Genomic DNA, 23,760 nt, shown 5'->3' with positions numbered 1-23,760 from the left:
TAATAAGGTTGATTATCTTATATAAAAATTTATTTTAATGTTCTTTTAGCGTGGCAACAAAGTCGCCACTAAAGAACCCGAGCAACATAAAGGCACAGCGATACTAACTATCGCTGGCTTTGTTGCGAGAATAAAGGCTTTAGCCCCACCAATTTATGTAAAAGTTCAAAGTATTACTTAGGATTTACAGTATCTTTATACATCGCTTTGCCACCAGCAATCTCTTTGATTACTATTGAGCGTTCTGCGTTGCCTTTTTTATCTATATTGATTATACCTGATACGCCTTCAAAGTTTTTGCTATTTTTGATCTCTTTATTTACGCACTCTCTATCAGCCCCATCAGCACATCTATTCATCGCATCTATCATTAAATAGTATGAGTCAGCACCAAGTGCTGTAAATCCAGGGACATTGTTATCTCCATTTTCTTTTGCATATGCTTCTACAAAGGCTTTTGATTTAGCTGTTGGTGGGTTTGAGCTATCAAATGCATCTGTATATAGATATCCATTTGATGCATCGCTAGCAAGCTCGATAAATGTGTCATTTGATACACCATCACCACTAGCAAATTGCGATTTTACCCCTATTTGTCTAGCTTGGCGTACTAGTAGCGCAGCTTCTGGATGATAAAATGGCATATATACTAAATCAGGATTTAAACTATTTATTTGTGATACTATCGCTTTAAAATCCTTATCACCACTACTAATTTTTAACTCTTTTAGTAGCTTGCCACCTTGTTTTTCAAACTCTTTTTTAAAGGCTCTTGCTAGACCGATTGAATATGATGTAGATTGATCTACTACTAACACAGCTGTTTTCATATTTTGACTTACTGCCCATGAAGCAAAACTAGTCCCTTGGAATGAATCCATAAATGTAACTCTAGCACCGTATTTAGCACGATCTAGTAGCTTATCAGCTGTGGCGGCTGGAGCTATCATAGGCACCTTTTTTTCATCTGCGATTTGTAATACTTGTTGAGTGTTACCAGTAACCATTGCACCGATTAGACCGCTTACTTTATCTTCGCTTACTAGTCTTGTAGTAGCTGTAGCTGTCTCTACTTTATCGCCTTTATTATCTACTAAGACTAGAGTGATAGTATCTCCATTTTTTAGTGTTGGTTCTAATTTATTAGCTAGTTTAATACCAGCCCATGCTGTTTGACCATATGCTGCTACAGCACCAGTAATAGGTAAAACTACACCGATTTTAATCTCTTTAGCAGCAGCTGAGCTAATAGCCACCGCAGCAGCCAAAGCAATTAATGAAAGCTTTTTCATTTGTATCCTTTATATATTTTACTACAAAATTTCGATTGATAAAGCAAGATTTTATCTAAATTTGACTTTAATAAATTTGAATTTATGATTATGTTTATCTGCATCTTCAAAAGATGCTAGTTTTGCATTTTAACTATCAAATCTATATCTTGCATAATCCGATACATCTATATTTTTAATAGCTTCTTCAAGTGATGTAGCGTTTGCTACACTTGTTAAAGCACCTGCAGCTACAATAGCAGCTAAGCTTAGTTTAACTAATTTTATTACCTTTGTATTAATTTACTCTAAATAGCTACCTTGAGTAGTTGGGGTAGTTTTGATATCATCATTTTCATCCTCATCTACGGCAAAGGCATTATCACCTTTTAAATATGCTATTATATGGCCTAAATCTTTTAGACTCATCCTAATTGCAATAGGTCTCATTATATACTTTAATCTACCACCATACTGAGCATCACCTCTATATCCAGCCATTGAGTCAGCTATATCATCTCCGCTCATATCGCTTAATCTTTCTGAAACTGACATAGCCCTTTTAGTGCCTTTTTCGCCGTGGCAGGATTTGCAGTTTTTCTCATATAGCTCTTTACCTTTATCACTGTTATAATTAGCATTTTTATTTATACCGATATTTATAAATCTATCATCTTCATCATCATCAAATTTAGATGATTGCTTATTGCTATTTTCATATACTTTTACGCTTAGATTATTATCTTTGGCGTGTTTTTCTACTAGGGCTTTTAACTCCTTGCCAAACTCTCCATCAGCTTCTATTATATAGCTATCATTTGCAGCTATTAGGTTTGAGGCTATTAGTAATGGTATCGCCCATTTTGTTATTTTCATTTTTTTCCTTTTGTTTTAATATGCTATTATCAATTTACTATTACTACAATTATAAGACATTGCAAAATTTTAATTAGCAACTATAAGGTATGATTTTATCTAAATTTGACTTTAAGAAATTTGAATTTGTGATTGAACTTAATGGATAAAAAGTATAAAAAAGGGAGCCTAGATAGCTAGGCTCCCCAAGAGATTTAAACCCTAATTATATTAGAAGTTATATCTAGCTTCAAATCTTAGGTGTTTAGCATCAGCTTCATTGTTGTCTCTATCAATGTATGAATACCAAGTTTTGAAGTTAAGTTTTTTGCTGTATTTATAATCTACTCTAGCTACTGCTTCGTATGCATCTACATAATTACCTCTTTCCTCAGCTCTAGAACCTACATAGTCAGCACCTACTCTTACTTTATCAGCAAATGTATAGCCAGCAGTTACGAAGTAGATACTTTGATCAGCACCGATCAATGTATAGTCTAGTAGATCCTCACCAGCTGTGATGAAGGCACCTTGGTCTTCAAGTGAGATTAGAGAAGCACCACTGCCTTGAGTATTGATATTTACATATCCTACGCTACCATCAAAGCCAAATGCTTTAGCACCAGCTTTAACAGCTAAGAATTGAGCATCATCTAGTTCTACTACAGCGCCTGGTGTCAATGATGGTGTCAAACCTGGTACAGCTTGTGAAGTTCTAACATTATTACTCCATACGCTTGAGCCAGCATATTGAGCTTGTAGGCTTAGGTCAGCGCCACCTAGGTTAGCTCCTAGTGTTACATCAAGAGCGTATAGTTGAGCTACGCTATCTAGAGCTGCATACCATGCTTGGAAGCTTACTGGATCATATGAGCCGATAGCAGCTACACCATATAGGTTTCTATCATATACATGCTCATTAGAGCCATTTGAACCGATAAATAAATTTCTTGTACCCATATCACCATCATTGCCTTGTAGGTTATCAAATGCTATAGCAGCTAGAGTCAGACCGCTGATATCGCTATTAAGAACTTTGATACCAGTACCTACCATATCATCAGTGAAGAATGTACCTAGGACTTGGCGACCAGCTTGGACAGTTGTGTTACCCGCTGTATATCCTAGGTAGAATTGGCGAACATTGAATGTTTGACCATATTCACCAAAGCCATTATCATTAACGCCTACATTGGTTTGAGCGCCAGCTCTCTCACCAGACACATCAACGCTATCATATCTAAATCCGATAACACCAAAGAAGTTATCATCTAGTGCAGCTTTGAAATCTATATCAGATGTAAATCTGTGAGCGTTTGCAGTATTTTGTCCTGCAACAGTTGTAGTGTTTCTGCTATCAAATCTATATCTTGCATAACCTGATACATCTACATTTTTAATAGCTTCTTCAAGTGATGCAGCACTCGCTACGCTTGTTAAAGCACCTGCAGCTACGATTGCAGCTAAGCTTAGTTTAAATAATTTCATTTTATCTCCTTATTAAAATATTGGATTGAGAATTGTAATGATTTTTTACTTAATGTTTACTGAATTTTTGCCAAATTATTACCGACTATTTACCAAATTTTACTCTTTTATAGCGATTTAAGCAGTAAGTAGGCTGATTATAAAATATGGGTGTTAGCATATCCCCATAACGCAATTATACTATATACAATCAATCTACTAATTTTTAAACTTTTCTACTAATTGCCTTTTTAAAAATCGCTCCATAAGGGCTAAATTTATCTATTTTATCGCAGGTTTGTTCTAAACTCTCATCATCTTTTAAAGAATTTAAAATCAACTCCATAATCATAACTGCATCTTTTGGATCGATATGAGTGGGGCATTTTTTAGCGTGTGTGTAGTGAGTGTGTATTTTAGTAACAAGATCGCTATTTTTAATCTCAACAATTGCAGTCTCAAGAGGAAGTTTTAAAAACATTCGTTTTTCTTTAGGATTTACCGATAGATAAAACATATCAAGGCCATAAATTTTCTTATCATATGAATCAAAAAAATATATAGATTTATTAAGATTGTCACGAAAAGTAACAATCATCAACTCTAGAATTTGAATTTTCTGCTCTTTTGTATAGAAATTTCCAATATTTGCAAAGCAAAATTCCAACAAAGACTTAATACTATACCACTCAGCCGCCCCAAAACTATATGCACGCATTTTTAGGCCACGCTTTTTGCGATATTGTGCAGCTTCATCGCTATCAAAATCTTTATAAACGCTACTAGTTACAAAATCTCTATATGCTGGATTTGGAAATGTAGGGTGTAAAATCAGCGAGCCTTCATTTTCATTTTCATAAATATACTTTAGTAAATTCTCATAACCATCATCAATAAGGCGTAAATCTCCATCATCAAGCCCATCAATATAGCGATAAAATTCGCTCTCATCGCACTCCCAAATATCTTTACTATAACGAAAATGGCTACAAATAAGCGACTTTACCTCATCGCTTGGGGATTTTTTATCGCTATTTTCTATCCATGAGAGTAAAGTTCGGCGATCTTTCCCTAAAATTGTTGCAAATTTACTCATTGATAACTTAGATTTTTCAAATATTATTATAAATCTCTCCATCGCATTTAGCATTTTAACCTCCATATTTATTAAATGTTACTAATCGTAACATACTAAAAAATTTAATCAAATTTTACGCAAATTTTATCTCAAAATTCTTGCTAAATTATGCAACATTTTAACTAAATTTTGTATAAATTTTATGCAATTTTCAAATTTTATGAGCATAAATTTACAAATTGTAACAAAATTTAACATTTTAATTTATTTTTTAAACCCTTATAATTGCACTAACAAAACAAGAAAGGATTACTATGAGTTCTAGCCCTTATCAAGAGTCTTATGATCTCTCCATTAATGAGCCAGAAAATTTTTGGGCATTAGCCGCTCAAAAAGTTCATTGGTATAATGAATGGGATAAAGTTTTAGATGATAGTGGGGATCACTATAAATGGTTTGTTGGCGGGTGTATGAATACATGCTATAACGCCCTAGATTTGCATATACACAATAACAGAGGGGATCAACTCGCTTTAATATATGATTCACCTGTTACTGATACTAAGAAGAAATATACATATAGACAACTTCGAGATAGAGTCGCCAAAGTCGCTGGAATCTTAACAAATAAAGGCGTTGTCAAAGGCGATAGAGTTGTGATATATATGCCGATGATGGCTGAAGCTGTAATTGCGATGCTAGCGTGTGCTAGGATAGGCGCTATCCATAGCGTGGTATTTGGTGGGTTTGCTGCTCATGAGCTTGCTACTAGAATCGAAGATGCTAAGCCTAGAGTTGTGATAAGTGCTAGTTGCGGTATCGAAGTAAGCAACATAATACCATATAAACCAATCTTAGATGAAGCCATCAAGCAATCATCGCATAAGCCTACAACTTGTCTGATTTGGCAAAGACCACAATATAGAGCAAATATGCTCCCATGGCGTGATATCGATTGGGAGAGCGAAGAAGAGAAAACCAAAGGCGTGGATTGTGTGCCGGTGCTAGCTACTGATCCGCTATATATTTTATACACTTCAGGCACCACAGGCTCACCAAAAGGAGTTATAAGATCAAATGGCGGTCATAGCGTAGCTATGAAGTGGTCAATGGATAATATCTATAATGCCAAACCTGGCGATGTATTCTTCGCTGCTAGTGATGTGGGTTGGGTTGTTGGCCACTCATATATAGTTTATGGGCCACTTATGAATGGTTGTACCACTATAGTATATGAGGGCAAACCAGTTCGCACGCCAAATCCAGCTGCGTTTTGGCGAATTGTAGATGAGTATAAGGTAAATGTATTGTTCTCAGCGCCTACTGCATTTCGTGCTATTAGGCGAGAAGATTCTAAGGGCGAGTTAATAAAAAATTATAATTTAGATAGCCTTAGAGCAATCTTCGTAGCCGGTGAGAGATGTGATAGTGATACACTAAAGTGGATAATGAAAGTTACCAAAAAGATAGTAGTAGATAACTGGTGGCAAACCGAAACCGGCTGGGCTATTGCCGCTAATCCATTAGGATTAGAAGAGATGCCTATAAAGCCAGGTAGCCCTACAAAGCCAATGCCGGGATTTAATCTAAAAGTCCTTGATGAAAATGGCAAAGAGTTAGGAGCTGGTAAAAAAGGAGCCTTATGCCTTAAATTACCACTTCCGCCGGCTTGTTTAATGGGAATTTGGGAAAATGATGAGAGATATAGAAAAGGATATTTAGATCACTTCAAAGGTTACTATCTCACAGGCGATACAGGCTATATAGATAAAGATGGTTATGTATATGTCTTAGGTAGGATGGATGGGATCATCAATGTAGCAGGTCATAGGCTATCTACTGGCGAGATGGAGGAGATCATATCTAAGCATCCTGATATCGCAGAGTGCGCCGTAATTGGTGTAAATGATGATTTAAAGGGTGAAGTTCCTATGGGATTTATAGTCTTAAAACAAGGAATTGAAAGAGATCATAGAGGAATAGTAGATGGAGCCATAGCTCTAATTCGCCAAGAGATCGGTGCGGTTGCTAGTTTTAAATTAGCTTGCGTGGTTAATGCCTTGCCAAAAACTAGAAGTGGCAAGATTTTGCGCAAAAACTTAAAAGAGTTAGCAGATGGCGTTGAATGTAAAATTCCAGCAACAATAGAAGATCCTAGCGTCTTAGATCATTGTAAAGAGGTGATTGCGACATTAGGTTACCCAATAATAAAGGAGAAAAAATGAGTATAAAAAGTCCAGGAAAAAGCTTTAGAGAAGCTGTAAATTCAAATAACCCACTTGCGGTATTAGGTGTTATAAATGCTTATAGCGCCCTTCAAGCTACAAAGCTTGGAGCAAAAGCTATATATCTATCAGGTAGTGGCGTAGCTAGTGCTAGCTATGGTCTGCCTGATCTTGGGATTGTAGGCCTTGAAGATGTCTTAATCGATGTAAGACGCATAACTTCAAGAGTAGATACTCCGCTTTTGGTGGATGTTGATACTGGATTTGGTGGTGCTTTTAATATAGCTAGGACAATAAAAGAGCTTATAAAAGCCGAAGCGGCCGCTTGCCATATAGAAGATCAAGTAGCTCAAAAGCGTTGTGGGCACAGACCAAATAAAGAGCTTGTAAGCATATCTGAAATGACAGATAGATTAAAAGCTGCCCTAGATGCTAGAACTGATGAGAATTTCGTAATCATGGCTAGAACAGACGCACACGCTATGGAGGGTCAGCAAAAAGCTCTAGAGAGAGCCTTAGCATATGAAGCTACTGGGGCTGATATGATATTTGCTGAGGCTGTCCATACCTTAGAAGAGTATAAAGAGTATACAAAGGCTCTTAAAGTGCCTGTTTTAGCTAATATAACTGAATTTGGCAAAACTCCATATTTTACCCAAAGTGAGCTAGCAAGTGTAGGTATAAAACTGGTGCTATATCCACTTTCAGCTAATAGAGCGATGAATAAAGCCGCCGTTGAAGTCTTTAATAGCATTATCAAAAACGGCCATCAAAAAGATGTCTTAGATATCATGCAAACTCGTGAAGAGCTATATCAAATGTTAGATTATTATGAATTTGAAAATAAATTAGACCAACTATTTGCAAAGGATAAAAAATGAGTATCAGCGAAGCATCAAAAAAACAAGGCGGATTAGCCGGAGTTATAGCTGGTGAGAGTGCGATATGTACTTGCGGGACTGGCAATGGGTTGAATTATTATGGTTATGCTATTGAAGATTTAGCAGAGCATTGTGAATTTGAAGAGGTTGCATATTTATTACAATATGCTAAACTTCCAAACGCAAATGAGTTAAAAGATTATAAGAGCAAAATTATAGCCTCTCGCCCTCTTAGCGTTGAGCTTAAAGCTATGCTAAAGCTCATACCAAAAGGCGTTCATCCGATGAATGTATGTCAAAGTGCGGTTGCTTTGCTTGGGACTTTAGAAGCTGAAAAAGATGATTTTAGCGATCAAGATGATAAGATTATCCGCCTTCTTGGAGTTCTTCCTAGCGTTATTTGCTTTTGGCATAACTATATAAATAGCGGTAAAGAGATAGATTTTGAGAGTAAAGAAGATACAATAGCTGGATATTTCTTAGAAAAATTACACCAAAAAACGCCACCGGCTGAATTTGTAAAAGCTATGCATTGCTCACTAATTTTATATGCTGAGCATGAATTTAACGCATCTACATTTACAGCTAGGATTTGTGCTTCTACAAAAAGCGATATTTTTTCGGCCGTTGCTGGTGCTATAGGTGCTCTTCGTGGGCCACTTCATGGTGGGGCTAATGAGGCGGCGTTTGGGCTAATTTCTAGCTTTGATAATGTAGAAGATGCTATAAATGGAGTAAATCAAAAACTAGCTAATAAAGAGCTATTAATGGGATTTGGGCATAGGGTTTATGGAGTTGGCGGTGATCCTAGAAACGCCGTTATCAAAAAATGGTCAAAAGCCCTAAGCAATAATCACAAGCTATTTGCTATTAGTGAAGCCATTGAGGGTGTAATGAAAGAAAAACGCCCTAGTTTGCCACCAAATGCGGATTTTTATAGTGCGTCAGCATATCACTTTATGGGGATACCAACTGAGTATTTCACCCCTATATTTATAATGAGTAGAGTAAGTGGATGGTGCGCTCACATAAAAGAACAAAGAGCCAATAACAAGCTCATTCGCCCAAGTAGCAACTACATAGGGCCTGAGCCAATGAAATTTATACAAATACACCAAAGATAAGGAGAGAAAATGAGTAATATGGGAATATTAGAGGCTAAACGCCCTGAATTTGATGAGTTGCTAAGTAAAATCGCAAAGTATGCTGATAGCTTTGAGATTACTAGTGAGTTAGCGTATGAAACGGCTAAATATACTATGATTGATGCTTTGGGATGTGGGATTTTGGCCCTTAAATATCCAGCTTGCGCTAAACTGCTTGGACCAAGTGTTGAAGGGGCGGAATTTCGCCCATTAGGTAGCAAAATTCCAGGCACTTCATATCAACTTGAGCCGATTCGTGCGGCCTTTAATGTAGGAGCTATGGTAAGATGGCTAGACTATAATGATACTTGGCTAGCGGCTGAATGGGGACATCCAAGCGATAATCTAGGTGCTATTTGGGCGGTGGCTGATTATGTAAGTCGCAAAAATTTATCTCAAGGCAAAGCCCCATTAAAGGTCAAAAGCGTCTTAGAAGCTATGATAAAAGCACACGAAATTCAAGGTATCTTAGCACTTGAAAACTGCTTTAATAAAGTTGGACTAGATCATGTTTTATTAGTTCGTATCGCCTCTACTGCGGTTGCGGCTAAGCTTTTAGGATGTAACTATGATGAAATTCGCAATGCAGTATCAAATGCCTTCATAGATGGGGGAGCCTTAAGAACCTATCGCCACGCACCAAATACAGGTAGTCGCAAGAGCTGGGCTGCTGGCGATGCATCTAGTCGTGGGGTGGATCTAGCACTAAAAGCCAAAACAGGTGAAATGGGCTATCCATCAGCTTTAAGTGCGAAATTCTGGGGCTTTGAAGATGTCAAAATGAGAGGTCAAAAGCTAGTAATTCCACAAGAATTTGGCTCGTATGTAATGGAAAATGTGCTATTTAAAATTAGCTTCCCAGCTGAATTCCACGCTCAAACAGCAGTTGAGTGTGCTATGGCACTTCATAATGAGGTCAAAGATCGCCTAGATGAGATAGAAAAAATCGTTATCACCACTCAAGAATCAGGCCATAGAATCATCAATAAAACCGGCGAATTAGCCAATCCTGCCGATCGTGACCATTGTATCCAATATATGGTGGCTGTGCCTTTGATATTTGGTAGATTAGTGGCTGATGATTATGAAGATAGCGTAGCCAAAGATCCACGCATCGATGCCCTAAGAGATAAAATGGTAGTAGAAGTAGATCCAAGATACACAAAAGAGTATCTAGATAGCGATAAAAGAAGTATCGCAAACGCAGTTGAAATCTACTACAAAGATGGCACAAAATCCAAAAAAGTAGAAGTAGAATACCCTATCGGCCACAAAAGAAGAAGAGATGAGGGAATTCCACTATTAAAAGCTAAATTTAAAGCCAATCTAGCTACAAGATTTAGCCCAAAAACTTGCCAAATAATAGAGAATTTAGTAAATAATCAAAAGCTTTTAGAAAGCTATAATTTCAATGAATTTAGCGATCTATTTTGGCTAGGATAATCTAAAGGCCTAGGAGCAATCCTAGGCTAAATTTAAGCCAAATTCGCAAAATCCATCCTATAACCTTATTTATATTTTATTTTATTAATTTCAAATTTATTTAATCAATTTTTGGGTATAATCCTTAATTTTATTTTGCCTATACAAAGGATATTTTGATGAGTGCAGCCAAAGAGATGTTTGCGCAAATTGAAGAGCTATTTCGTGAAAATGCAAAAAGCTATGTAACATTTGAGCAGTTAGTAAGACTATTTGACAAAGCCCCAACCGCAGGACTGATCAAAAAGATAGAATCCCTAGCTGAATTACACAAAATTCAGCTTATAAGCGCTGTAGAAGCTGCTAAGCAAAAGACCATTCAAGAAGCAAAAAAATCCGCTATAACCGACCCGCAAAAAGCTAGTGAAGCTAATTTAGAGGATGAATTTGACCTAAGTAGCGAGAGCGATCTACTTGAGTGGAGTCGCTCAGATAGCCCTGTTCGTATGTATCTGCGCGAGATGGGACAGATCCCACTTCTTAGCAAAGAAGAGGAAATTGAAATTAGTAAAAAAATCGAACTAGGCGAAGATATTATCATTGATGCATTTTGCTCTGTTCCATATCTAATTGATTTTATCTTAGACTATAAAGAGCCATTAATCAATAGAGAGCGCCGAGTTAAAGAGCTATTTAGAAGCTTTGATGAGGAAGAAACTGATGAAGAAAATGACGATGATATCGAAGAGGATTACATAGAAGATGATGAGTCAAATGAGACACAAAAACAGCCTAAAAAGCTTGATAAAAGAGCTGAAAAGGTAATAGAGAGCTTTAAAGCACTTGAAAAAGCTAAAAAAGATTGGCTAAAAATCGCTTCAAAACAAAATATCTCTATAGAAAACGAAGTTGATCTAAGTGCAAAACTAAATTTAACATTCAAAAAAAAGGTCTTAAAAGATAAATTAATGGATTTAGGCCCAACAAGCAAGCTAATAAATGAGATTGTAAAGTCTATTGAAACTGCTTTAAAAAGCGATACTGACTTTGATAAAGAGCTTAAAAGACTTGAGTATAGACTTCCGATGTTTAGCGCTGAACTAAGAAAAAATCACCAACAAATCTTAAAAGATATCACCAAACTAAGCAAAGAAGATGTAACAGCTAGAGTCCCAGAAGCTACAATGGTATCTACATATATGGAGATCAAAAAGCTATTTCAAACCAAAGAAGCGAGCAAAACCGGCTTTAACCTAGATCCAAAAGATTTAAAAAATATCTTAAATCAGATCAAAAAAGGCAAAAATATCAGCGATGATGCTAAAGCCAAAATGGCAAAATCAAATTTACGCCTAGTTGTCAGCATAGCCAAAAAATATACTAATCGTGGGCTGCCGTTTTTAGACCTTATCCAAGAGGGTAATATAGGCCTTATGAAAGCTGTGGATAAATTCGAGTATAAAAAGGGATTTAAATTCTCCACATACGCCACATGGTGGATAAGACAAGCTATCAGCAGAGCTATCGCCGATCAAGCTAGGACTATTAGAATTCCAATTCACATGATAGAAACCATAAATCGCATTAATAAAATCAATAGAAAATATGTCCAAGAAGAAGGCAAAGAGCCAGATGTTTCAATTATTGCTAAAGAGGTTGGCCTAAGTGTTGACAAGGTCAAACAAGTTATAAAAATCACAAAAGAACCTATCAGCCTAGAAGCTCCAATAGGTAGCGAAGATGATGGTAAATATGGTGATTTTGTAGAGGATAGAAGCGCATTAAGCCCGATGGAAGCAATATTAAAAGCTGATTTAAAAGAGCAAATTGATGAAGTTTTAGACCAGTTAAATGATAGAGAAAAAGCTGTAATTAGAATGAGATTTGGTCTATTAGATGATGAGAGCGATAGAACTCTTGAAGAGATTGGCAAGGAATTAAATGTAACTAGAGAGCGTGTCAGACAGATTGAAAGCTCAGCAATCAAAAAGCTAAAACACCCAAAAGTTGGTCGCAAACTAAAAAACTATATTGAGGGGTAAATTTGCAAGGGTTATGTGCTTTGAAATTTAAATCACTATGCCAAAAAATTAAATTTAAAGGCTCTACCCCCCCCCTATTTTCTGAATTTTAAGGGGAAAATATGCTAAACTCAGCTCACAAAATACTAAGCCAAAGCGCTAAGGCCATGCCGCAAAAACTAGCATTTATCACCCCTAGTGACTCTATAACTTATATTAGCCTAGATGAGAAAAGTAGCGCCCTAGCTACACAAATTTTAAATTTAAATATCAATAAATCACCAATTTTAATAATTCTACCAAAGGGAATTGAGGCTATTATTAGCTTTTTTGGAGTGTTAAAAAGTGGTAATTTTTATACTATAATAGATGAAAATATGCCACTTAAGAGAATTGATAAAATAATTCGCACACTCTGCCCTGCTTTGCTTATTACTAGCAAGGATTTAGCGCTAAATTTGGATTTATTAACCATTTTTATTGATGACTTACCAGGTTTTAAACCTGATCAAACCATTCTAAATAGTGTTAAAATTATTGATACAGATTTAGCCTATACGCTATTTACTAGCGGAAGCACTGGCGAGCCAAAGGGCGTTAGTATCAGCCATAAAAGCCTAATAGATTTTACCATTGCTTGTGTGAATGATTTAGCAATCGATGATAGTCATATAATCGCCAATCAAGCGCCATTTTATTTTGATTTAAGCGTTTTTGATATCTATGTTAATACATTTGTTGGTGCTACTACTCATATTTTACCAAGCTCTATTTTTGCTTTTCCGCTTAAAGTAGTTGAGTATCTAATCACAAATAGCGTTACTACCATTCTTTGGGTGCCAAGTGTGTTAGTATATTTTGCTAATTCTAATGCCCTAAATGGAGCGAATTTATCCCTTAAAATGATAATATCTTGCGGCGAGATGATGCCTACAAAACAGCTAAATTACTGGATAAAATCCATTAAAAATGCTAAATTTTATAATATGTATGGCCCTACTGAAACAACTCTAGCAAGCTCATACTATATGGTTAATAGAGAGCTTAGAGATGATGAAATTTTACCAATTGGCAAGGCTTTTAGTAATACTGAACTTTTAGTCTTTGATGAAGATATGAAACTTATTACTAAACCAAATATAAAAGGTGAACTATACATTAGAGGTTCAGGGCTAAGCTATGGCTACTATAACGACCCAGTTAAGACAGCTAAGGCTTTTATTCAAAATCCTTTACAAAGTAGCTACGCTGAGCCAATCTATAAAACTGGCGATATCGTAGCATATGATGAACATGGTGATTTGATATATTATGGTAGACAAGATTCGCAAATTAAACTTAACGGCTTTAGAATTGAACTTGGCGAGATTGAGACAGTACTTGGAGCACATCCTGATATTTATAGAGTTGCGTGCATTTTTAAAGATTATCAAATCATTGCATTTTATGAGAGTGCTAATGTGATTACAAATTTAAAAGAATTTTTAAAATCAAAACTCCAAGAGTATATGATTCCACGCAAATTTATCTATAAAAATAAATTCAAACTAAATCAAAATGGAAAAATTGACAAGGAAGCACTAAAAAATGAGTGAAGCTAAAATTTTATTAAATGAGATTGGTAGAGATGATATTAATGATGATAGCTCAAATTTATTAGATTGTGGGCTAATTGATAGCATTGATATTATATCCTTAGTTGCTGCTATGGCGGCACGATATGGGAAGGATTTAGATGCAAAATTTTTAAGTGCAGAGAATTTCCAAAGTATCGCTGCATTAGATAAGATGATAAAAGAGGCATATGGAGTATAAAATGAATTATGAAAAAGAGTATATTTACGCCCCAAAGTGCTATGAGAGTTGCGCTGGGTATTGCTGTGCTGGATTTACTAATCCAAATTTTAAGCTAATTCGCTCAAATTTCATCGCTTTACCACTTTTTGATATAGAGTATCAAGAGTATCTAAAAGCAGGTGCTATAAATGGCATGGAAGTAGCCAAAAAGAGTGAAAAATTTAAATTAAAAGGCGGACAAACAATAATCCTACACTGGCTTCACTGCGATAAAAAGGGGCTTTGTAATCCTCACGCCAATCGTCCATTAGTTTGCAAGTTATACCCGATCTTACCTAAAGTTAGCCCAAATGGTGAGATTTTAGGATTTTTTAATGGTACGATTTTTGATCTATTCTTTAGTGATAAATCTCATCCTTGTACTCTTATAAGAGAAAATAGACAAGAAACTCAAGATATGCTAAAAGCCAATTTAAAAGATCTTTTAAAAGATCCAAATTATATATTTATATTTATGGTAGCAAATATCGCAGTAGAGCATTTGCAAAACTATATAAAAGCTAAATTTGGCACATATATCATTGATGATATAGCGCCTAATAAGTTAGCTGAGTTTTGGAATGAAGTAGAGATGGCAATGGTGCTTAGACATGCGTGGAATACGCATGAATTTGCCTTTGATATAGAAAAAACATATAAAAGCGTAGCCCAAATTTGGGGTGAGTTTTTACCAATTGAACCATGAATTTAGATGAAAAACTAAAAAAATCTGAGCGCCTAGAGAGTCGTCCGACTTACTATATAACTGAGTATATTTGGCGAGTTTTGATAATCCAAAGATTTATCTTGCCTTCACTCTTGCATACAGCTATTACGCCAAATTTAATTACAATCTTTGGTATGGCTTGCACTTTGCTAAGCTTTGCTTTGCTTTATAACGGATATAATGTTCTTAGTGGAATTTTTTATATTATTTATAGCTTAGCTGATCATACAGATGGAATGCTTGCTAGGCTTAGGGGACAAAGTAGCACTTTGGGTCATTATATGGACTATGCTAGTGATTATATAGCGTGGTTTGGTTTAATAGTTTTGGCTGGATATTTATATGATATTAATGCTTTTTTAGTGAGCTTTATATGTGTTATTTTACTTTTTCATCAGCAATTTTGTAAGCATTTTATCCATCCTCGTCTAAAAAAGCTTAAAAATATCCACCGATTTGGGTTAAAAAAGTGGCTTTTAGAGCGTGGGTTTTTACTTGGGATTGATGCGAGTTTATTAGCGTGGATTTTAGCATTTGGGATATTTAGTGGTGAGTTTGAAATTTGCTTTTATATCCTTGGGATGATATATATTTCAGATATCATTTATAGACTTTTTGAGTTAAATTTGAATTTCAAAATACAAAAAAAATTAGGGGGGGGGGTAGATGGACTTTAAAGACAAAACCTATATCATAACTGGTGCCACATCAGGTATAGGTAGATGTATAGCTCGTACTCTAGCTAAAAAGGGCGCTAGACTCTTATTGCTTGGTAGGGATATTAAAAGATTAAATTCACTCAAAAATGAACTAAGCTTAATAAGTCAAACCAGTCATAATGTAGCAGTTTTTGACTCTAATAATTTAGATAGTATTGAGAGCGCCGTGGCTGAATTTGCTAGCAAATTTAAATTAAATGGCTTTATTCATAGCGCTGGAGCTCTCAATCCAATGCTACTGCGTGATCTAAATTTAGCCAAAATGCATGAGTTGATAAATATAAATCTATTAACATTTTTTGCGCTTGCAAAATCTGCACTAAAGCATAGCAGATATATCAAGGGTGACACTAGTATAGTAGCTATTAGCTCTATGGCTGCATTTGGTGCTGAGCCTGGTCTAAGCGTATATAGCGCTAGTAAGGCTGCACTAAATTCAGCTGTACGAAGTTTGGCTAAAGAGTATTCTAAAAAAGGAGTTCGCATAAATGCTGTAGCGCCATTATTTGTCAATACACCAATGTATGAGAGCTTTACTAGCGAATTTATATCTCAAGAAACTCAAAATGAACGATTAAAAGAGATAATGCCACTTGGGTTGATTGAACCTAAAGAGGTGGCTGATTCGGTTTTGTTTTTGCTTAGTTCTAAAGCTAGTAGAATTACTGGAGAGTGTCTTAAAATCAGCTCAGGGGGGGGGATTTAGGCTTTGGTAATTCTAAATTTGAGTGTTAAAAAGGAAAGCAATATATGAAAATTGCATACTATCTACCAAATGAGCGTGTAGATAATGAATATTTTGCAACCTTAGCTAATAGCGATGAGTGGAGCTGCGAACAAATTTATAAAAAATCTGGTATCTTAAGCCGCCAAAAATCTGCTAATGATGAGCTAACTAGCGACCTAGCTGCTAAAGCTGCTTTGAATTTAAGTAAAGAGTATGATATAGACCTTAGCGATATAGATACGCTATTGCTTTGCACTCAATCTCCTGAGTTTCTACAACCAGCAACTGTCTATCTACTTCATCATAAGCTAAATTTACCTAAAACAACAAACGCTATGGAGATAAATATAGCGTGTAGTGGCTACATTCATGGTCTATTAGTGGCTAAATCATTAATACTATCTAATAGCGCTAAAAAAGTACTACTATGTACAGCTGATATGTGTTTTAAAATGTTTGAGCATAGCGATATGGCTCAAAGGATACTCTTTGGTGATGGAGCTAGTGCTACGATAATTGATGAGAGTAACGCTCATAAAATTGCTCAGGTGATTAGCGGTACAGATGGGAGTGGATTTTTTAGTATGTATAAACACCATGGAGGTTATGCTAGTCCATTTAATGGGCAAGATCCAAAAGATATAGCCCTAACAATGAATGGCCCTGAGGTTTTTTTATTCACTATTAGAGAGGTACCAAATTTAGTTAGGCAAACTCTAAAAGCAAATAATTTAAACAGTGATGATATTGACTTTTTTGTCTTTCATCAAGCAAATTTATTAATTTTAGAAGCCATTACTAAATCGCTTAAACTTGAGCGCTCAAAGGTAATTTTTGATATAGAAAATATAGGTAACACATCATCATCAAGTGTGCCAATTGCCCTAAAAAGAGCCATAGAAAATGGCACTATAAAACCAGGTTTTAAGGTATTAATAGCTGGTTTTGGCATTGGGCTTGCATGGAGTGCTACAGTAATAGAGATCTAAAAGGATAAAAATGGATACAAAAATAGCAAAATTTCAAGATGTAATAGAATGTGATGAGACTCTAACACCGCAAACCCCGCTAGACTCCATAGCCGAGTGGGACTCAATGGGTAAGATTAGTACAATTGTAATGTTGGCTGGTGATTATGGTTATACACTTACATTTGATGAGTTAAAAAAACTAAGTATTGTTGGTGATATTTTGGATTTGATGAATGAGTGAATTTAATAGATATGGCGTCAAAATCGAAAAATTAAAGCTAAAAGATATAGAGATTTTGCGTAATTGGAGAAATGACCCAAAAATCGCTAAATTAATGCTAAACCAAAATGGCACACACATAACCAAAGAAGAGCAATTAAAATGGTTTAACTCTATCCAAAATCAGCCAAATTCACTATATTACATGGCTTTTGTGGGTGGCGTAGCTATTGGGTATTTTTGTTTTCAGCAAATTGATTGGCAAGCTCACACAGCAATACCAGGCGAAATCATCTCCATACCACAGCACCTAGACGAAGCTAGAATCACGCTTGGAGCATACTGCGCTATTTATGATATGGGCTTTGAAAATTTAGGTTTTAAAAAGTTAAAAGCATATTGCAAACTAGAAAACAAACGGGCCATCCGTATGGCAAGATTGCTAAATTTCCAAACCACTCACACAGATAATCAATGCGTATATTTTGAGCTTGACAAAGATGATTACTACCAAATGCGAGATAGCCTGATAGCTAAACTTGGCTTATCATGATTGGGAATGGCGTGGGATTAATCTTATAATTTTTACGCTTTTAAATGCTATATATTTTGATTAAAAATCTTATAGTAATAATCCATATATTCAAAATCCTAAAAAGACGAAGTTTTGTATAAAGCCATAGGGGGATTGCATCCCCACTTTCGTGGGGCAAGGCTAATGAGCCTTGACAACAATTATACAAAGTAGTATAATTATGTGTAAGTATGCAATATTTAACAAAATACTATTCTCCTTTCTATGGAGACAGAATTTGCCGTAGGGGTTCCAGCCCTATGGCATATCCCCATAACAAAATTATAGCATTATGATCTTCTAATTTATCTTAAATTTAGCGTTGTTTTAGTGTTTATTAAAGTTACTATGGATAATCAAAATTTAGATTTTATCTAAAATCATAAAAAGATGAAGTTTTGTCTAAAGCCATAGGGGGTTGTATTTCCCCACTTTCGTGGGGCAAGGCTAATAAGCCTTGACAACAATTATACAAAGTAGTATAATTATCGCAAATACAAATTTTAGCATTTTATTCTTTCTCCTTTCTATGGAGACAGAATTTGCCGTAGGGGTCCAGCCCTATGGCATATCCCCATAACAAAATTATAGCATATAATATTCTAATTTATCTATGATAAAAAGCATAAGAAATGCTCACTGCTAATATTAATTATTACTTTATTTATTTTATGATTAATTATCAAATTTACAATAAAAGTTATAAAGAATATAGGATAATAATAGAAAAATTGAAATAGATAAAATATTTTTATGTTAAATTCTAAATTTTAAAAGAATCATCAATAATATATAAATCACATAACTTAAAATAGTTCAAATCTCACGCAATCAAAGCTTGGAAATTAAAATTCCCAAGCTTTGAGGTTAGAATTATAAAATTCTATATTTTAAGGGCTTACATCATACCGCCCATTCCACCCATACCGCCCATATCAGGCATTGCTGGCATAGCTGGTTTATCCTCTTTGATTTCGCTTACTGTAGCTTCTGTAGTAAGTAGCAAGCTAGCTACGCTAACAGCATTTTGAAGTGCTATGCGTTCTACTTTAACAGGATCTATAATACCAGCTTCAAACATATCTACATACTCTCCGCTAGCAGCGTTAAATCCGTAATTTGCCTTATCAGCACTGCTTACTGCGTGAGCTACCACACCAGCATCAAATCCAGCATTTTCAGCTATTTGGCGAAGTGGAGCAAATAAAGCACGCTTGACGATATCAGCGCCGATTAGCTCATCGCCTTTTAAATTCAAATCTACTTTATTTCCAGCCTTAATCAAAGCAGCACCGCCGCCTATCACGATGCCCTCTTCTACTGCTGCTTTAGTAGCGTTTAGAGCATCATCTACTCTATCTTTTTTCTCTTTCATTTCAGTTTCAGTAGCGGCTCCTACTTTGATAACTGCTACACCACCACTTAATTTAGCCAATCTTTCTTGAAGTTTTTCTTTGTCATAGTCGCTTGTAGTTTCAGCTATTTGAGCTTTGATTTGGCTGATTCTAGCGTCTATCGCCTCTTTTGAGCCGGCGCCATTTACGATTGTAGTGTTGTCTTTGTCGATTACTACTCTATCAGCTTGACCTAGATCATTTAAGCTAGCACTCTCCAAAGTTCTACCTAGCTCTTCGCTAATTACTTCACCACCAGTTAAAATAGCGATATCTTCTAGCATAGCTTTTCTTCTATCACCAAAGCCAGGCGCTTTAACTGCTGAGATATTTAGCACACCACGAAGTTTATTGACAACTAAAGTTGCTAAAGCCTCACCCTCTATATCTTCGGCGATGATTAGTAGAGGTTTGCCTGTTTTTTGGATTTGTTCTAAAACTGGTAAAAGATCTTTTAAATTTGATATTTTTTTATCAAATAATAGTATAAATGGGCTACTTAGCTCAACTTGCATTTTCTCTGCATTTGTGATGAAATATGGGCTTAGATAGCCTCTATCAAACTGCATACCCTCAACTACATTTAACTCATCATTGATTGATTTAGCCTCTTCAACTGTGATAACTCCATCTTTGCCTACTTTTTCCATAGCTTCGGCTATTAGATCACCAACGCTTGTGTCGCTATTAGCTGAGATTGTAGCTACTTGAGCGATTTCTTTTTTGCCTTCTACTTTTTTAGATGCGTTTTTAAGCTCGTTTATCACCGCAGTAGCGAATTTATCCATACCTCTTTTTACTTCGATTGGATTTGCTCCAGCTGTGATATTTCTTAAACCTTCTTTAAATATAGCATGAGCCAAAACAGTAGCTGTAGTAGTGCCATCGCCGGCTTCATCGTTGGTTTTGCTAGCTACTTCTCTTACTAGGCCTGCGCCCATATTTTCTATAGTATCAGCTAGTTCAATCTCTTTAGCCACGCTAACGCCATCTTTTGTTATTGTTGGCGCACCAAAACTTTTTTGTAAAAGCACATTGCGACCTCTTGGACCCATTGTTACTTTAACCGCATCGCTTAATTTTTTAACGCCATTATATAATCTATTTCTAGCATCATCTGCAAATATAATCTCTTTTGCCATTTTCTATCCTTTTTATTATTTTATGATACCTAAGATATCATCTGTATTTAATACTAAATATTTTTTGTTATCAAGCGTAATTTCGCTACCGCTATATTTCGCAAATACAACTCTATCGCCTTCGCTAATTCCTTCTACTTCTTTGCTAACAGCAATAACTTTGCCTTCGCTTGGTTTTTCTTTGGACGCATTATCTGGGATGATAATACCTGAAGCTGTAGTTTTAAGCTCCTCCTCTCTTTCTATAAGCACACGCTTACCTAATGGTAAAAAATTCATTTTGATCCTTTCATGTAATCTGATTTAAAAATTAGCACTCTATATATTTGAGTGATGAAAATATATCATAATTTTATATATATGTCAATAAATTTTGAGCAAATTTAAATAGAATTTATCAAAAACATTTAGTCTAAGCCACTCAAGTTTAATAAAATTTATCCATAACTTAAAAATTTAATTTATTAAGCTTGATTTGAGTATAATTAAATAATTTTTTTTAAGGAATTTAAATGAGAGTTGTATATTGGATTTTAGGTATTTTGGTGGTGGTTTTGGCTGCTATTTATACACTGCTTTTTACTAGCATTGGCAATAGCATTATAAAGCCATATATAGAAAAAATCGCTTCTGAAAAAAGTGGAATGGATATTAGACTTGACGAATTTAAGCTTGGTATTAGCAATCTTGATATAACTGCTAATGTCAATAACGCCTTAAAAGCTAGAGTTTATGGTAATTATAGCCTATTTAGTCAAGCGCTTGACCTTAATTATACCGCAGCTACAAGCGATTTGAGCAACCTTGGAATAGCTATAAAAGATGATATTAACCTAAAAGGTAAGGTCATTGGTAAACTTAGCAACTTCATCGCCGATGGTAGCGGCAAGATTGTTGGATCAAATTTACGTTTTGCAGCTAGAATCAAGGACTTTGCTCCACTTGAGATAAAGCTAGATGCTAAATCATTAAATTTAGCTCAAATCACAGCTATTGCTCTAGGCAAACCATACATAACAGGCAATATGAATATCCAAGCTGATATCACTAGCAAGGACACACTATATAGTGGAACAGCTAGCCTAAATATACCAAAAGCTATAACAAATAATGAGTTAATTGCAACTGATTATGGAATTAATTTACCAAATAATTTTACTATAAAGGCTGATTCAAATCTAAATCTAGAAGGTCGCACAGCTAAAGCTAAAAGTATAATTACCACACCAATTGCTGTTGCAGCAGCTCTAAATTCTATATACAATATAGATGAAAATGTATTAAATAGTGATCTGAATTTAAATATCCCAAACTTAGCCAAGCTAGAGCCAATAATTGGCCAAAAACTAAGCGGAGAAATTACAGCCAAAGCCAATACAAAAATATCTAATGGAAATTTAGAGTTTTTAGATGCTGATATAAGCGGATTAGGTGGGGTTATAACTGCTAAAATGGCAGATAATAAAATAAACGCTGATATCAAAAAGATAAAACTAAATGAGCTTTTAAAGCTAGTTTCAATGCCAGCAATTTTAAATGGCAATATTAATGGGGCTGCTTTAATTACCGCACTAAATGATCCAAACAAAAGAGCTGGAAATGTAAGTATAAATATAAATGGTGGAATAATTAATGCTAATGAATTAAATAAAATGATAGGTGCAAGCCTACCTAAAAATGTAAGCTTTAATTCAGATATTCAAGCCGCACTAAAAGGTGATAATGCAGAACTTAAAGCAAATTTAATATCTGAGATTTTAAACCTAAACAATCTAGATGCTAGCTACAATCTAGCCCAAAATACTGCCAAAGCAAATGCCCAAGCACTAGTACCAGATTTAGCTAAGTTTGGCAATATCTCAGGCGCAAAACTATCTGGCCAAATCGCTCTAAATGCAGATATAGATGCCAATTTAAATAATCAAAAATCACCACTAAAAAGCGCCAATGTAGATATTAAAGCAATGGATGGCATAATCACAGCAAATCTTGATAATGGAAAACTAAAGGCTAAAATTCAAAATATCCTAGTTCAAAATATATTCTTGATGATTGGACAAAAACCACTTTTAAATGGTGAACTAAATGGTGAACTAAATTTAGATAGCATTGATATAGCAAATCTAAATGGAAAAGGCGATATAAAGCTTGAAAATGGTGTATTAAATGCGGCTAATTTAAAAGAACTAACTAATAAAGAATTTCCGCAAAATACAACACTAAACGCACATATCAAACCAACATTTACCAACTCAACCGTGCATTTTGCCTCCATAATTAATTCAAATTTAGCTACAATAAATAAATTTGATGGAAGCTACGATATTAATAAAAATAGCCTAGAAGCACTATATAGCGCAGATATACCAAGCCTTGCAAAACTTGAGTTTTTAACTGGAATGAAGTTAAATGGCGCACTAAATCCAAGCGGAAAAATATCAATCAATGAGAGTGTAAACGCCACATTAAATAGCGATTTTATAGGCTCAAAACTAAAAATTGATATCAAAGATAATAAAGCAAATTTAAATCTATCAACATTTGAGATTGCAAAATTGCTTGAATTTTTAGATTTTATGCCATTTTACGAGGGTCAAGCTACGCTAAATGCTAACTATAATCTAGATAGCGCCAAAGGAGATTTTAATGCCGATATAGCCAAAGGTCAATTAGCAAGAAGTGGGTTAACTACGCTAATAAGCACAGCAATTCAAAAAGATATCACAAAAGAAGTATTTAAAGATGGCTATTTAAAAGGAACAATTGATCTAAATTTAATAAATTTTATAACTCAGCTTAACTCGCAAAAGGCAAATATCAGTATAGCTAATGGTAGTTTAGATACTGCTACAAAAGCTATCAATATTCCAATAACAGCCAATATAGAAAAAACAGATATCGATATAAAGATAACTGGCACAAGCGATGAACCAAAATATTCTATCAGCTCAAACTATATCAAAGAGAAAATAAATGAAGAAATTAGCAAAGGGATAGATAAACTTTTTGATAACGATAAGGAAAAAAGTCAAGGCGCTAAAGAGCTGATAAATGGCTTGCAAAATCTATTTAATTAAAATCATTA

At 35.1% G+C, this 23,760-nt stretch carries 19 protein-coding genes and 2 pseudogenes; 14 read left to right on the top strand and 7 right to left on the bottom strand.

From position 1 onward, the window contains the following. Positions 1 to 173: 173 nt before the first annotated feature. The 5 genes and pseudogenes from CIGNP91_RS00415 to CIGNP91_RS00395 all read right to left on the bottom strand — a co-directional run bounded on the left by CIGNP91_RS00415 (position 174) and on the right by CIGNP91_RS00395 (position 4,743). Complete coding sequence (locus CIGNP91_RS00415; RefSeq protein ID WP_086224073.1) at positions 174 to 1,292, bottom strand: ABC transporter substrate-binding protein; 1,119 nt, start codon at positions 1,290 to 1,292, stop codon at positions 174 to 176. A gap of 132 nt (positions 1,293 to 1,424) precedes the next feature. Then, a pseudogene (locus tag CIGNP91_RS00410) lies at positions 1,425 to 1,559 on the bottom strand (major outer membrane protein); the annotation flags it as partial. A gap of 15 nt (positions 1,560 to 1,574) precedes the next feature. Then, positions 1,575 to 2,147 (bottom strand): c-type cytochrome, encoded by a 573-nt coding sequence (locus tag CIGNP91_RS00405; protein ID WP_086224072.1) that lies wholly within the window; start codon positions 2,145 to 2,147, stop codon positions 1,575 to 1,577. Positions 2,148 to 2,357: 210 nt separating this feature from the next. Further along, complete coding sequence (locus CIGNP91_RS00400) at positions 2,358 to 3,614, bottom strand: major outer membrane protein (protein ID WP_086253069.1); 1,257 nt, start codon at positions 3,612 to 3,614, stop codon at positions 2,358 to 2,360. A gap of 205 nt (positions 3,615 to 3,819) precedes the next feature. Beyond that, positions 3,820 to 4,743: a hypothetical protein gene (locus tag CIGNP91_RS00395; protein WP_086224070.1), complete on the bottom strand. Its 924-nt coding sequence runs from the start codon at positions 4,741 to 4,743 to the stop codon at positions 3,820 to 3,822. Positions 4,744 to 4,985: 242 nt separating this feature from the next. Here CIGNP91_RS00395 and CIGNP91_RS00390 point away from each other — a divergent pair. From CIGNP91_RS00390 to CIGNP91_RS00330, 13 genes and pseudogenes are all read left to right on the top strand, one after another. Beyond that, a pseudogene (locus CIGNP91_RS00390) lies at positions 4,986 to 6,892 on the top strand (propionyl-CoA synthetase); the annotation flags it as partial. Beyond that, complete coding sequence (gene prpB, locus CIGNP91_RS00385) at positions 6,893 to 7,777, top strand: methylisocitrate lyase (protein ID WP_086227768.1); 885 nt, start codon at positions 6,893 to 6,895, stop codon at positions 7,775 to 7,777. Further along, entirely contained in the window at positions 7,774 to 8,901 is a 1,128-nt protein-coding gene (locus tag CIGNP91_RS00380) for a citrate/2-methylcitrate synthase (protein WP_086241118.1), read from the top strand. Before prpB ends, CIGNP91_RS00380 begins: the two co-directional genes overlap by 4 nt. 9 nt (positions 8,902 to 8,910) lie before the next feature. Then, positions 8,911 to 10,365, top strand: coding sequence for a 2-methylcitrate dehydratase (prpD, locus tag CIGNP91_RS00375; RefSeq protein ID WP_086253067.1), 1,455 nt, complete (start codon positions 8,911 to 8,913; stop codon positions 10,363 to 10,365). A gap of 158 nt (positions 10,366 to 10,523) precedes the next feature. Next, positions 10,524 to 12,386 carry an RNA polymerase sigma factor RpoD gene (rpoD, locus tag CIGNP91_RS00370; RefSeq protein ID WP_086240202.1) on the top strand — a complete coding sequence of 621 codons (1,863 nt, stop codon included), beginning with the start codon at positions 10,524 to 10,526 and terminating at the stop codon, positions 12,384 to 12,386. A gap of 101 nt (positions 12,387 to 12,487) precedes the next feature. Further along, positions 12,488 to 13,960: an amino acid adenylation domain-containing protein gene (locus CIGNP91_RS00365; RefSeq protein ID WP_086253066.1), complete on the top strand. Its 1,473-nt coding sequence runs from the start codon at positions 12,488 to 12,490 to the stop codon at positions 13,958 to 13,960. After that, positions 13,953 to 14,180, top strand: a complete 228-nt coding sequence (locus CIGNP91_RS00360) for a phosphopantetheine-binding protein (RefSeq protein ID WP_086224063.1) — start codon at positions 13,953 to 13,955, stop codon at positions 14,178 to 14,180. Before CIGNP91_RS00365 ends, CIGNP91_RS00360 begins: the two co-directional genes overlap by 8 nt. Before the next feature lies 1 nt (position 14,181). After that, positions 14,182 to 14,907 carry a hypothetical protein gene (locus CIGNP91_RS00355; protein ID WP_086253065.1) on the top strand — a complete coding sequence of 242 codons (726 nt, stop codon included), beginning with the start codon at positions 14,182 to 14,184 and terminating at the stop codon, positions 14,905 to 14,907. Continuing rightward, positions 14,904 to 15,605: a CDP-alcohol phosphatidyltransferase family protein gene (locus tag CIGNP91_RS00350; RefSeq protein WP_086227762.1), complete on the top strand. Its 702-nt coding sequence runs from the start codon at positions 14,904 to 14,906 to the stop codon at positions 15,603 to 15,605. The genes CIGNP91_RS00355 and CIGNP91_RS00350 overlap by 4 nt, the downstream gene beginning before the upstream one ends. Continuing rightward, positions 15,595 to 16,353, top strand: a complete 759-nt coding sequence (locus CIGNP91_RS00345) for an SDR family NAD(P)-dependent oxidoreductase (protein WP_086253064.1) — start codon at positions 15,595 to 15,597, stop codon at positions 16,351 to 16,353. Before CIGNP91_RS00350 ends, CIGNP91_RS00345 begins: the two co-directional genes overlap by 11 nt. 44 nt (positions 16,354 to 16,397) lie before the next feature. After that, positions 16,398 to 17,363 (top strand): ketoacyl-ACP synthase III, encoded by a 966-nt coding sequence (locus CIGNP91_RS00340; RefSeq protein ID WP_086253063.1) that lies wholly within the window; start codon positions 16,398 to 16,400, stop codon positions 17,361 to 17,363. A gap of 10 nt (positions 17,364 to 17,373) precedes the next feature. Then, positions 17,374 to 17,586 carry a hypothetical protein gene (locus CIGNP91_RS00335; RefSeq protein ID WP_086253062.1) on the top strand — a complete coding sequence of 71 codons (213 nt, stop codon included), beginning with the start codon at positions 17,374 to 17,376 and terminating at the stop codon, positions 17,584 to 17,586. After that, entirely contained in the window at positions 17,579 to 18,118 is a 540-nt protein-coding gene (locus tag CIGNP91_RS00330; RefSeq protein WP_086253061.1) for a GNAT family N-acetyltransferase, read from the top strand. Before CIGNP91_RS00335 ends, CIGNP91_RS00330 begins: the two co-directional genes overlap by 8 nt. Before the next feature lie 919 nt (positions 18,119 to 19,037). On the opposite strand, the gene groL is transcribed toward CIGNP91_RS00330, so the two are convergent. Next, positions 19,038 to 20,675, bottom strand: coding sequence for a chaperonin GroEL (gene groL / locus CIGNP91_RS00325; RefSeq protein ID WP_086232376.1), 1,638 nt, complete (start codon positions 20,673 to 20,675; stop codon positions 19,038 to 19,040). A 15-nt stretch (positions 20,676 to 20,690) separates the two neighbouring features. Then, positions 20,691 to 20,954: a co-chaperone GroES gene (gene groES / locus CIGNP91_RS00320; RefSeq protein WP_086227752.1), complete on the bottom strand. Its 264-nt coding sequence runs from the start codon at positions 20,952 to 20,954 to the stop codon at positions 20,691 to 20,693. A gap of 233 nt (positions 20,955 to 21,187) precedes the next feature. Between groES and CIGNP91_RS00315 the strand changes: the two genes are divergently transcribed. After that, positions 21,188 to 23,752: a hypothetical protein gene (locus CIGNP91_RS00315; RefSeq protein ID WP_086253060.1), complete on the top strand. Its 2,565-nt coding sequence runs from the start codon at positions 21,188 to 21,190 to the stop codon at positions 23,750 to 23,752. The last annotated feature ends 8 nt before the right edge of the window (positions 23,753 to 23,760 follow it).

It is taken from the genome of Campylobacter sp. P091, assembly GCF_002138935.1.
GTDB lineage: Bacteria > Campylobacterota > Campylobacteria > Campylobacterales > Campylobacteraceae > Campylobacter > Campylobacter devanensis.
This window is presented reverse-complemented; position numbering and strand designations above follow the sequence as displayed.